The 11,250-nt window shown below is 73.1% G+C and carries 12 protein-coding genes and 1 tRNA gene; 10 read left to right on the top strand and 3 right to left on the bottom strand.

Features of this window, described 5'->3' with window-relative positions; all coding sequences use genetic code 11:
* Positions 1–59: 59 nt before the first annotated feature.
* Entirely contained in the window at positions 60–806 is a 747-nt protein-coding gene (locus HMPREF3105_RS00105) for a DUF72 domain-containing protein (protein ID WP_044659465.1), read from the bottom strand.
* A gap of 40 nt (positions 807–846) precedes the next feature.
* Here HMPREF3105_RS00105 and HMPREF3105_RS12530 point away from each other — a divergent pair, with 40 nt between their 5' ends.
* From HMPREF3105_RS12530 to HMPREF3105_RS00145, 9 genes are all read left to right on the top strand, one after another.
* Positions 847–1,041 carry an AbgT family transporter gene (locus tag HMPREF3105_RS12530; RefSeq protein WP_255351321.1) on the top strand — a complete coding sequence of 65 codons (195 nt, stop codon included), beginning with the start codon at positions 847–849 and terminating at the stop codon, positions 1,039–1,041.
* Between the two features lie 61 nt (positions 1,042–1,102).
* A complete protein-coding gene (gene glsA / locus HMPREF3105_RS00110; RefSeq protein ID WP_070708479.1) occupies positions 1,103–2,053 on the top strand; it encodes a glutaminase A in 951 nt (316 codons plus the stop codon).
* Positions 2,054–2,166: 113 nt separating this feature from the next.
* Entirely contained in the window at positions 2,167–3,105 is a 939-nt protein-coding gene (locus HMPREF3105_RS00115) for an SDR family oxidoreductase (RefSeq protein ID WP_070708480.1), read from the top strand.
* Positions 3,102–4,172, top strand: a complete 1,071-nt coding sequence (locus HMPREF3105_RS00120) for a nucleoside hydrolase (protein WP_020624485.1) — start codon at positions 3,102–3,104, stop codon at positions 4,170–4,172. Before HMPREF3105_RS00115 ends, HMPREF3105_RS00120 begins: the two co-directional genes overlap by 4 nt.
* A gap of 80 nt (positions 4,173–4,252) precedes the next feature.
* On the top strand, positions 4,253–5,086 hold the full coding sequence (locus tag HMPREF3105_RS00125) for an aldo/keto reductase (RefSeq protein ID WP_020624486.1): 834 nt from the start codon (positions 4,253–4,255) through the stop codon (positions 5,084–5,086).
* 131 nt (positions 5,087–5,217) lie between these two features.
* Positions 5,218–6,141 (top strand): phage holin family protein, encoded by a 924-nt coding sequence (locus tag HMPREF3105_RS00130; protein ID WP_020624487.1) that lies wholly within the window; start codon positions 5,218–5,220, stop codon positions 6,139–6,141.
* Positions 6,142–6,294: 153 nt separating this feature from the next.
* Positions 6,295–6,936: a CDP-alcohol phosphatidyltransferase family protein gene (locus HMPREF3105_RS00135; protein ID WP_020624488.1), complete on the top strand. Its 642-nt coding sequence runs from the start codon at positions 6,295–6,297 to the stop codon at positions 6,934–6,936.
* Between the two features lie 126 nt (positions 6,937–7,062).
* Positions 7,063–8,283, top strand: a complete 1,221-nt coding sequence (locus tag HMPREF3105_RS00140) for a glycosyltransferase (protein ID WP_020624489.1) — start codon at positions 7,063–7,065, stop codon at positions 8,281–8,283.
* A gap of 45 nt (positions 8,284–8,328) precedes the next feature.
* Positions 8,329–8,402, top strand: a tRNA-Ile gene (locus HMPREF3105_RS00145).
* A 61-nt stretch (positions 8,403–8,463) separates the two neighbouring features.
* Here HMPREF3105_RS00145 and HMPREF3105_RS00150 read toward each other — a convergent pair.
* Entirely contained in the window at positions 8,464–9,342 is an 879-nt protein-coding gene (locus tag HMPREF3105_RS00150; RefSeq protein WP_041105089.1) for a C40 family peptidase, read from the bottom strand.
* Between the two features lie 312 nt (positions 9,343–9,654).
* Between HMPREF3105_RS00150 and HMPREF3105_RS00155 the strand changes: the two genes are divergently transcribed.
* Positions 9,655–10,851 (top strand): glycosyltransferase, encoded by a 1,197-nt coding sequence (locus HMPREF3105_RS00155; RefSeq protein WP_070708481.1) that lies wholly within the window; start codon positions 9,655–9,657, stop codon positions 10,849–10,851.
* Here HMPREF3105_RS00155 and HMPREF3105_RS00160 read toward each other — a convergent pair.
* A partial coding sequence (locus tag HMPREF3105_RS00160; protein WP_083325252.1) for a peptidoglycan DD-metalloendopeptidase family protein occupies positions 10,787–11,250 on the bottom strand: 464 nt, incomplete at its 5' end. The genes HMPREF3105_RS00155 and HMPREF3105_RS00160 overlap by 65 nt on opposite strands.

Consider the following 11,250-nt stretch of genomic DNA (forward strand, 5'->3'; position numbering starts at 1 on the left):
GACGACGGCGGCGCTCGGCCGCCGCTTCCTCCTCACGCTAGGCACGCGCTCGGCACGTGTCAGGCTTCGGTCTCCGCCATCCTGCGCAGCGTCAGCGCGTTGAACGCGGCGTGGCCGTGGTTGTCGTTGTTGAAGTAGACGTAGGCGGGGCGCGCGCCCGCCGCGTCCGCGCCGGTCAGCTCCCGCAGCCGCTTCACCCAGGGGGAGAGCTCGGCGTCGGAGAACGAGCCGCCGTAGCGCCAGTCCGGGTCCGCGTTGTGGAAGCGCACGTAGGCGAGGCGCCCGGTCGCGCGCAGCACCGGCTCCCGCCCGGCGATCACCGAGACCACGAACCCCGCCCCGTGCCGGTCGAGGAGGTCGAACACGTCCTCGTCCAGCCAGGACTCGTGCTGGACCTCCACCGCCACGCGCACCCGCTCGGGCAGCAGGCCGAGGAACCCGGCGAGTCGGTCGTCGTCGCGGTGCAGGTTGGCCGGCAGCTGCAGCAGCAGCGGCCCGGCGTGGTCACCGAGCAGGTCCAGCGTGTGCACGATGCGCTCCACCCAGTCCTGCGGCTCGTTGAGCTTGCGGTAGTGGGTCAGGTAGCGGGAGGCCTTGACGGCCATCTCGAAGCCGGCGGGCAGGCGCTCGCGCCAGGCCTCGACGGTGCTGTCCGCCGGCCAGCGGTAGTGGGAGCCGTTGAGCTCGACCGTCCGGAATCGCTCCGTGTAGTGGTCGAGCTGATCGGCGATCCGCAGCCCCTGCGGGTAGAAGGTCCCGCGCCAGTGCCTGTAGGTCCAGCCGGAGGTCCCGATCCGCACGTCCATCCCCCGACGATAGCCCCGGCACGGGTTCCCGGGTCTTGCCTTGACCCGCCGCGGCAGGCGTAGCGTCCCGCTGATCATCGCGGTGGCTCAGAGGTACGACCGGAAGATGGGCATCGGCTCCCTGATCGCCACGATGCTCCCGTCCTCGATCGCCTTCCTGCCCGCGTGCACCGGCATGGTCATCGGCTGGATGCGGCTGGACCTGCCGATGGGCCCGAATGCCCCGGTCCAGTGAACGCCGTGACCGGCCCGGCGCCCGCCCGCCTGCCCGTCCACTACTGTGACCAGGAATGGACATGACGCGATTCGACGACGACCTGCGCGCGATGCTCGACGAGGTGGAGTCCGACCGTCGCGGTGAGCCCTCCGACTACCTCGAGGACGTCGCCGGCCAGCATGTGGACGGCCTCGCCGTGGCGGTGTGCACGGTGGACGGTCACCAGGCCGCCGCCGGGGAGACCGAGCACGCCTTCGCGCTGCAGTCGGTCTCCAAGGCCCTCACCTACGCGGTGGTGCTGCAGGAGATCGGCCTGGACCACGTGCTGGAGGACGTGGGCGTCGAGCCCTCCGGTGAGTCGTTCAACCACCTGTCCCTGCACGACGACGGCCGGCCGTGCAACCCGCTGATCAACGCCGGCGCCATCCTGGTCCACGCCCTCCTGCCCGCCGGGGACGAGGATGAGCGGACGGCCCTGCTGCTGCGCCGCTACAGCGCGATGGCCGGCGTCGAGCTGGAGGTCTGCGAGGACGTCCTCGACGCCGAGCGCACCCGCGCCGACCGCAACCTGGGCCTGGCCCACCTGCTCGCCGACGCCGGCCGGCTGCCCATCTCGGCCCGCGAGGCCGTGGCCGGGTACCTCGCGCAGTGCTCGGTCCTGGTCACCGCACCCCAGCTGGCCGTCATGGGCGCCACCCTCGCCGCTGGCGGCACGAACCCCGTGACGGGGGAGCGGGTGCTGGACGAGTGGGTGGCGCAGCAGGCGATGTCCGTGATGCTCACCTGCGGCATGTACGACGCCAGCGGCCAGTGGGTGGCCGAGGTCGGCGTGCCCGCGAAGTCCGGCGTCTCGGGCGCGCTGCTCGGCGCCGTGCCCGGGGCCCTGGGCATCGCCACGTGGTCGCCGCGCCTGGACGAGCAAGGTAACTCCCGGCGTGGCATCGGGTTGTTCGAGGGGCTCAGCGCACGCTGGGACCTGCACGTGCTCCAGCACCGTGGCGCCCTGCGCGGCCTCAGCGGGCCCCGCTGACCCCGCGTTGACGCCTAGCCGCCGCGGCGCCGTCGTCGCGTGGGCCACGCCGCCGACGACGCCGCGCCCCGTCCCTTGTCACCCTCTGGCGCTCGCCTCGTAGCATCGGGCCCATGACCACTCCAGAGAAGAAGGACGACGCCCCCGCGATCCCCGTGCAGGACTCCCAGCTGGCCCACGACGACCCGCGCACCCGCCACCCGAAGCTCCGCGTTGCCAAGCAGCGCCAGCCCGAGCCGGGCCTGGACGTGAAGACGGATCCCGTCCCGGACATCGGTCTGGACTCGTACCGGGGGATGGGCCGGCTGACCGGCCGCAAGGCCCTGATCACCGGCGGCGACTCCGGCATCGGTGCCGCGGTCGCCATCGCCTACGCCCGTGAGGGCGCGGACGTCGCCATCGCCTACCTGCCTCAGGAGCAGCCCGACGCCGACCGCGTCCTGGCGGCGATCGAGGCGGCCGGGCGCACCGCCGTCGCGTTGCCGGGCGACCTGATGGACGCCGACTACCGTGCCTCCCTCGTGGACGAGGCCGCGCAGCGCCTCGGCGGCCTGGACATCCTCGTGAACAACGCGGGCAAGCAGTTCATCTCCGATGACCTGACCGATCTCACCGACGAGCAGGTCCACGAGACGTTCCAGATCAACATCATGTCCATGTTCACGCTCAGCCGCGCCGCGCTGAAGCACATGGGCCCGGGCAGCACGATCGTGAACACCACCTCGGTGCAGGCCTACAACCCCAACCCGAGGCTCCTCGACTACGCGGCCACCAAGGGCGCCATCAACAACTTCACCAAGGGCCTGGCCGAGCAGCTCGGCCCGAAGGGCATCCGTGTCAACGCGGTGGCGCCCGGGCCCATCTGGACGGTGCAGCACGTGTCCTACGGTGAGCCCGAGGAGAAGCTGCCCGAGTTCGGCCACAGCACCCCCATCGGCCGCGCCGGCCAGCCCGTGGAGATGGCGCCCGCCTACGTGTTCCTTGCCTCGGGCGAGTCCAGCTACGTCAACGGCGAGACCCTCAACGCCAACGGCGGCACGCCCACCCCGTGACCGCCCGCCTCCTCGCCGACGTCGACACCGGCATCGACGATGCCTGCGCCCTGCTCCACCTCGTGGGCGCCCACCGCCTCGGTGTCGGCCCCGAGCTCGCGGCCGTCACCACCACGGGCGGCAACGCGACCGCCCGGGACTGCGCCCTCAACACCGCCGCGGTGCTGGACCTGGCCGGTCGGGCCGACGTCGAGGTGGCCGTCGGTGCCGAGACCCCGCTGCGCCGCCCTGCGGTCACCACCCCGGAGACCCACGGCGACGGCGGTCTCGGCCATGCCCGGATCGTTCGGCGCCCCGAGCGGCTCTCGTCCCGGCCCGCCGTGGACGTGTGGCTGGACGAGCTGCGGGCCCACCCCGGGGAGACGACGATCCTCTGCACCGCGCCGCTGACGAACCTGGCCCTCGCCCTGCGCACCGAGCCGCGCCTGCCGTTCCTCGCCCGCGGCATCGTGATCATGGGCGGCTCCTTCTATCATCCGGGCAACACCACGCCCACCGCCGAGTGGAACACCTGGGTGGACCCGGACGCCGCGAAGGAGGTGTTCGCGGCCGTCGAGGGCCTGCCCGAGGACCGCCTGCCGATCGTCTGCGCGCTCGAGACCACGGAGCGGATCGAGTACACGCCGGCCCTGCTGGACGGCCTCTTGGCCGACGCCGGGGCCCGCCCCGTCGGCTGGTCCGCGGACCGGCCGCGGGTCGCCGGGCCGGACGCCGCCACCGGCAGCCCCGTCCTGGACGTGCTCGCCGACGCACTGCGCTTCTACTTCGAGTTCCACCACGACTACGACCAGGGCTACATCGCCCACCTGCACGACCTCTTCGCCGCCCAGGTGGCCGCGGGCCAGGCCCGCATCGCCACGCGGGCCACCGTCGTCGATGTCGAGGCGGACTCGGAGCTGCTGCGCGGCACCACCGTCCACGACACGCGGGACATCTGGGGCATGCGCCCCAACGCCCAGCTCGTCACGGCCAACGACCCCGCGGAGGTGTTCGCGGCCTTCGCCCGCGCGGTGGGCGCCGTCGTCGCGGGGGAGCGCACGCTCGACGGCGGTTCCCCGGCCCGGTGACCGCCGTCGGGAATGCCCCCCGTCCGCGTGCGGTTGCACCCGAGGCATCCGCCAGACCCCGACCCTCCAGGAGCTCCCTCATGACCGACGTTCCCACCGTCCCCTTCCACGACGGCCAGCAGATCCCGCAGCTCGGGCTCGGCGTGTGGCAGGTCGAGGACGACGTCGCGGCCGACGTCGTCGAGCAGGCGATCCGCGCCGGCTACCGCCACATCGACACCGCCGCGATCTACGGGAACGAGGAGGGCGTGGGCCGCGGCATCGCCGCGTCCGGCGTCGCCCGCGAGGAGCTGTTCCTCACCACCAAGGTGTGGAACTCGGACCAGGGCTACGAGGAGGCGCTCGCCGCCCTCGACGTCTCGCTCGACAAGCTCGGCACCGACTACGTCGACCTCTACCTCATCCACTGGGCCAAGCCGGCGCAGGGGAAGTACCTGGACACCTGGAAGGCCCTGATCGAGGCGCAGAAGCGGGGCAAGGTGCGCTCGATCGGCGTCTCCAACTTCCCGGCCGCCCAGCTCGAGGAGATCATCGAGGCCACCGGCGTGGTGCCCGTGATCCACCAGGTCGAGACCCACCCGTACTGGCAGCAGCGCGAGCTACGCGAGGTCGAGGGCCGCCACGGCATCGTCCACGAGTCCTGGTCCCCGCTCGGTCAGGGCGGCGACCTCCTCGCCGACCCCGTGGTCACGGAGATCGCCGAGGTCCGCGGCGCGACGCCGGCCCAGGTGGTCATCGCGTGGCACCTCGCCCAGGGCTTCGTGGTCATCCCCAAGTCCGTGACGCCCGAGCGCATCGTCTCGAACCTCGAGGCCGCGGGGGTGGAGCTGACCGACGACGACGTCGCCCGGATCGACGCGCTGGACCGCGAGGACGGCCGTCTCGGCCCCGACCCGGCGGTCATCGACTTCTGATCCAGCCGCCATCGCGCGCACCCGGCCCGTCCCCCTGGGGGCGGGCCGGTGATAGCTTTGCTCGAGAATGCCCGGCGACCGCCGCGCCGCCCGGGCGCATCTGTCCAGGCACTCCACGGAAGGCATGCACCATGTCCCACCAGGCTCCCCCCGCCGATGCGTCGAAGGTCCGCGCGCCGCGGACCGCCGTCCCGGTGACCCCGCAGACCCGCGCGAGCTCGCTGACCGACCTGCTCGGCGCCGTCGTGCGCCTGTTGCCCCTGCAGATGAAGGACGAGCTCGAGCTCGCCAAGAGGCACGTGGCCGCGAAGGGCAAGAAGGCCGGCATCGGCGCCGGCATCGCGGTGGTGGGCCTGTTCTTCCTCGCACTCATGGTGGTCGCCCTCGTGGTGACCCTGATCGGCGCCTTCGCCGACCCGACCTTCTGGTTCCCGGCGCTGATGGTGGCGCTGGCGTTCCTCGTGCTCGGCCTGATCTTCGCCGGCGTCGGCCTCATGATGGTCAAGGGCGCCATGCCGCTCGTGCCGCAGGAGATCGTGCGCAACCTCGAGTACGACCTCGGCTACCTCAAGGAGGGCAACGCCTTCGATCCGGCCGAGTACGACCGCCTCAAGGCGGAGCGCGCCGAGGCCAAGCGTGTCGAGGCCGCCCGCGAGGCCGAGCGGAAGAAGGTGGAGAAGAAGGAGAACAAGAAGGCCCGCAAGAACGGCGAGGCCGCTCCCCATCCGGACCGCGCCGACGCCAGCGAGGCGGAGATCCGTCGCCGTGCCGACCTGCGCCGCCGCCACCTGGGCGACATCCGCTCCGGCCTGGACGAGAAGACCAGCGTGAAGGGCCAGCTCGCGGCCTTCGCCGCGCAGCGCAAGGGTCGCGGCGTCACCCCCGAGACCGCACACGCCACCGAGCAGACCGCGCCGTTCACCGGTGCCGCCCGCGCGGGGGAGCGGACCGCCGAGGCCGAGGACTACGTGAAGGACAACTGGCAGCCGCTCGCGCTGCTCGGCGCCTCCTCCGCCGCGTTCGTGGCGCTCGCCGGCCGCCTGCGCCGCCGCTGACCCGGGGGGGTGCCCGCCCTCCCCGGCCCCTGAGGCCCCGATCCCCACGGATCGGGGCCTCGTCGTCTGCGGGGAGGGGCGACGGCGTCGGTAGGCTGGGCGTGTGGGGCGCCCGGCGGGGGCGTCCGCCCGCGGACCCTGGAGGAGCGACCCATGCGTGTGATCGACGTCGGCCTGCGCGAGGGCCACGAGTACCGCGTCCGCGACACCTGGCTGACCGTGCCGAACCTCATCACCCTGGCCCGCTTCGCCCTGGTCCCGGTGTTCGTGTGGCTCACCGTCGACGGCCGGCACCTGGACGCGTTCGTGATCCTGGCGGTGCTCTCCGGCACGGACTGGGTGGACGGCTACGTGGCGCGCCGGTTCGACATGATCTCCACGGTCGGGCGGTGGCTCGACCCGGTGGCGGACCGCCTCTCCCTGCTGGTGGTGGCCGTGACGTTCGTGGCCACCGGCATCGCCCCGCTCTGGCTCGCCCTGGCCATCGCGATCCCGGACCTCGTGCTCGCCGCCGTGTGCCTGTGGCTGTTCGGCGGCAGCCCGGATCTGCCGGTCACGGTCCTGGGCAAGGTGCGCACCGCGCTGCTGCTGGTGGGCACGCCCCTGCTGCTGCTCGCCCGTGTGCCGGGGGTCGACGGCGGCCCGTGGAGCGGCGTGGCCCTGGCTCTGGTCGGCGCCGGTTGCCTGCTGCACATCCTCGCCGCGGGGGACTACCTCGTGCGCGCGGTGGGCAAGGCCCGCGGCCTGCGGGCGGACGGTCAGGACCCGCGCGAGCACCCGTCCCGCCGGGGCTGACCCCCTCGCGCATCCTCGTGCCGGCGCCGACGGTTGCTACCGTGGGACGCGCGCCGTGCCCGCGGCCGATCCTCACGGCACGGGCCGGGCGCCGTCGTGCCATCGCCACCACAGAGAGGGACCGCCGTGTCCGACCGTCCCGGGATCGCCGCCGACCGCCCCCTGAAGGTGCTGATCGCCGCAGACACCTATCCGCCGCACGTCAACGGGGCCGCCACCTTCGGCCACCGCCTCGCCACGGCGCTGCACGCGCGCGGCCACGAGGTCCACGTCGTGATGCCGCGCAGTGACGCCGGCCCGGACACCGTGGAGCACCGGCCGGAGGCCACCGTGCACCTGCTGCGCTCCCTGCCGGCGCCGACGCACGAGTACTACCGTGTGGTGCTCCCGCGGCATGCCAAGATCTCCTTCCGCCGCATCTACCGCGAGGTCCAGCCGGACGTCGTGCACGCCCAGTGCCACTACATGATCGGCGAGGCCGCCATCAACGAGGCCGAGCGGCGCCGCATCCGGATCGTCTCCACGAACCACTTCATGCCGGAGAACCTCGAGCCGTTCCTGCCGTTCCCGCAGTGGTTCCTGGACATCGTCTCCCGGGTGTCGTGGAAGGACATGGGTCGACTCATGGGCAAGGGCGCGGTGGTCACCACCCCCACGGCCCTCGCCGCGCAGGCCATGGCCGAGCACGCTGGCCTGGACAACGTTCTCCCGGTCTCCAACGGCATCGACGCGAGCGCCTACGAGCTGCAGCCGGGGGAGAGGGTGGACCATCCCGGCCATCCGGTCGTGCTCTTCGTGGGGCGGCTGGCCGTGGAGAAGAACGTGGAGGTGCTGATCCGTGCGATCGCGCACCTGGCCCGCACCCGCCCCGACCTGGACGTGCACGCCGAGATCGTCGGCGACGGCGAGCAGCGCGACCGCATCCGTGCCACGGTGGACGAGGAGGGGGTGGCCGACCGCGTCCTGCTGCGCGGCCACGTCTCCGAGGAGGAGCTGCGGGCGGCCTACCTGCGCGCCGACGTGTTCTGCCAGCCGGGCACGGCGGAGCTGCAGTCCCTCGTGACCCTCGAGGCGCTCAGCGCGTCCACCCCGGTGGTCCTCGCGGACGCCCTCGCGTTGCCCCACCTCGTGGACGAGGGCGTCAACGGCCACCTCTTCCCGCCCGGGGACCACGTGGCCCTGGCCGATCGGATCGCCCGGATCCTCGACCTCTCGGACGCGGACCGCGCCGCCATGGGCGAGGCGTCCCACGCGAAGGCCCTGCATCATTCCGCCCAGAAGACGGTGGACATCTTCGAGCGCCTCTACCGCGGCGCGACGGCCGCCGAGGTCCGCGCGATGCTCTGAGACCCGTCGGTAGGATGGGCGGGTCCCGCGCGATGCCGCGGGGGAGGGGCGTTAGCTCAGTCGGTCAGAGCAGGGGACTCATAATCCCTGGGTCGCGGGTTCAAGTCCCGCACGCCCTACAGAAAACGGCCCCCGGCCGCGCGGTATGGCGCGGGCCGGGGGCCGTCGTCGTGCCGGTGCTCAGTAGCGGGCGGCCACCGCGAGCATGTCGGACTTCATGATCGTCGTGGAGGTGAACACTAGGCCCGCGTCCTCGTTGAGGGCGTGGGCGAGCTGGCCGCCGCCCATGTACATGGCCGTGTGGTAGATGCGGCCGGTGGACTGGTTCGCATAGAACACGAGGTCGCCGGGCTGGGCCTGGGAGATCGGCACGTAGGACTTCGCGGCGAGGTACTGGTCGCCGGCGCGGCGCGGGATGGAGATGCCGGCCCGGGCCATGGCCTGCTGGGTGAGGCCGGAGCAGTCGAAGCCGGAGGGGCCGTTGCCGCCCCACACGTAATAGGAGGACGGGTTCCGGACGGCGGAGCGCACGTAGTCGACGGCAGCCTGCTTGGACGCGGGCGCCGGCGCAGGGGCAGGGGCGCTGGAGGTGGAGACCGAGGTGGTCTTCAGGACCATTCCCGGGTGGAGCATGGTCGAGGAGGTCATGCCGTTGATGGACTGTAGGACCGAGGCGGACACGCCCGTGCGGTAGGAGATGATCCACCAGCCGTCGCCGGCCAGCACGGTGTAGGTCGAGCCCGAGGTGGACGGCGCCGGGGCCGGGGCCGGGGTGGCGGTGCCGGAGGTCTTGAGGACCATGCCGGGGTGCAGCACGGTCGCGGCGGTCATGCCGTTGAGCGACTGCAGCGTGGACATGGAGACGCCGGTGCGCTGGGCGATGATCCACCAGCCGTCGCCGGAGCGGACGGTGTAGGTGGTCTCGGCGGCCTGGGCGGTCTCGGCGACGGACACGGTGCCGACGCCGGTCAGGGCGGCGGCGCCCAGGGCGAGCGCCACGGAGGCGGCGGCGGTGCGGGGGGCGCGACGCGCGGCGGCGTGCGGGGAGGTCACAGACATCAGATCTTCTTCCCGGACAGGACCTGCGGCCCGTGAGGGTGGTGCCTCGGGGCGGTGCCCGGAACGAGGCCGGACCGCGGGTGCGAGTTGACGAGCAGTGCGGATGACCGGGTACGCGCGGATGCGGAGGAAGCCCCGGTGTGGCGGACCGGTCGTAACCGATCCGTGATCAAGATACACGATCGTTATCGAAACGCAATCAGAAATTCGGATGTCGTCCAGGTGGCCGCTCGGTGCTCGACACCCCCCGCTCGACACCCTCCGCGCGCGGCTGTCCCCGCCCCGCTCCGGCGCGGCGCTAGCGTGGTCCGGGTGAGCCCCTCCCGCCCCCTGCGCCTGCTGATGGACGCCCGCTACACCCGCACCGACTTCCACGACGGCATCTCCCGCTACGGCGCGAGCCTCCTCGAGGCGGTCGCCCGCCGGGCCGCCGCACCGGGCCCGGCGGGGGCTGACGTCGAGGTCGCGATGCTGATCTCGGACGAACGACAGCTGGCCCTGCTCCCGGACGGCGTGCCGTGGCACCTCGTCTCCGGCCCCACCTCCCCACGCGAGCCGTTCGTGGCCCGTCAGGTCGCGCGTCTGCGACCGGACGTCGTCTTCTCGCCCATGCAGACCATGGGGTCGTGGGGGCGGGACTACGCCCTGATCCTCACGCTCCACGACCTCATCTACTACGAGCACCGCACCCCGCCGCGGAACCTGTCCGAGCCGATCCGCTGGCTCTGGCGGGCCTATCACCTGACCAAGATCCCGCAGCGGCTCCTGCTCGACCGCGCGGACGCGGTCGCCACGGTCTCCCGGACGACGGCGGAGCTCATCGCCCGGCACCGCCTCACCCGGCGTCCGGTCCACGTCGTCGCGAACGCGGCGCAGGCGGTCCCGGAGCCGCGGGACCCGGACGAGACCCCGGAGCGCACGCTGCTCTACATGGGCTCGTTCATGGACTACAAGGACGTCGAGTCCCTCGTGGCCGCCGCGCCGCTGCTGCCGGGCTACACGCTGCACCTGCTCTCCCGCATCAGCCCGGAGCGCCGCGGGCAGCTCGAGGACCGGTTGGCCGAGCGTCGCGCCGTCGCAGGGGCCGACGGCGCAGACGTGGTGTTCCACGACGGCACCGACGAGGCCGAGTACGTGCGCCTGCTCCGCCGGGCCACCGCGGCCGTCACCCTCTCCCGCGCCGAGGGCTTCGGCCTGCCCGTGGCCGAGGCGATGGCCCATGGCACGCCGGTGGTGTGCTCGGACCTGCCGATCTTCCGCGAGATCGCCGGCGCGGGCACCCCGTCCTTCCGGGGTGTCCCGCTCGAGGGGGACCGGGCGGCCGCGCTCGCCGCCCGCGTGCGGGAGCTCGAGGATCCCGCCGAGTTCGCCGTGGCCTCCCGGGCGAGCGTCGCCCAGGCGGCCCGGTTCAGCTGGGACGAGTCCGCCCGCCGGCTCCTGGACCTCACGGCCGCGCTGGGTGTGGCGCGGCGTGCGGCCAGAGCACGGACGGGCCGCTCCACCCGATGAGCACCAGCGGGTCGAGGTAGCGGTCGAAGGCCGCCTCCCCCACACGCCAGCCGTCGGGCTCCCGCACGCCCCAGTGCACGCACGCGCGCGTGCAGTGCGGTGGCGCCCCGGCCAGTCGCCCCACCGGGTCGCCCGCGGCGACGACGGCCCCCACGGCGACATCCGCCTCCACCGGCTCGAGCGAGCTGCGGGTCCCGTCCTCGTGCTCCAGGGTCAGCACGGGGCGGTCGACCACGACCCCGGCGAACACGACCCGGCCCGCCGCCGGCGCCTGGATCGGAGCCCCGGTCTGCACGGCGAGGTCCACGCCCCGGTGCCCCCGACTCCACGGTCGCTCGGGTGCGACGAACGCGCGGAGCACGTCATCCGGGGCGGCGCCGGCGACGGGCGGGTGCCACG

Source organism: Micrococcus sp. HMSC31B01, from assembly GCF_001816085.1.
In the GTDB taxonomy this organism is placed as follows: Bacteria; Actinomycetota; Actinomycetes; order Actinomycetales; family Micrococcaceae; genus Micrococcus; species Micrococcus luteus.

Excerpts from the sequence above, each read along its gene's own strand:
- HMPREF3105_RS00105 (WP_044659465.1), bottom strand. The coding sequence starts at position 806 with ATGGACGTGCGGATCGGGACCTCCGGCTGGACCTACAGGCACTGGCGC.
- glsA (WP_070708479.1), top strand. The coding sequence starts at position 1,103 with ATGACGCGATTCGACGACGACCTGCGCGCGATGCTCGACGAGGTGGAG.
- HMPREF3105_RS00115 (WP_070708480.1), top strand. The coding sequence starts at position 2,167 with ATGACCACTCCAGAGAAGAAGGACGACGCCCCCGCGATCCCCGTGCAG.
- HMPREF3105_RS00125 (WP_020624486.1), top strand. The coding sequence starts at position 4,253 with ATGACCGACGTTCCCACCGTCCCCTTCCACGACGGCCAGCAGATCCCG.
- HMPREF3105_RS00130 (WP_020624487.1), top strand. The coding sequence starts at position 5,218 with ATGTCCCACCAGGCTCCCCCCGCCGATGCGTCGAAGGTCCGCGCGCCG.
- HMPREF3105_RS00135 (WP_020624488.1), top strand. The coding sequence starts at position 6,295 with ATGCGTGTGATCGACGTCGGCCTGCGCGAGGGCCACGAGTACCGCGTC.
- HMPREF3105_RS00150 (WP_041105089.1), bottom strand. The coding sequence starts at position 9,342 with ATGTCTGTGACCTCCCCGCACGCCGCCGCGCGTCGCGCCCCCCGCACC.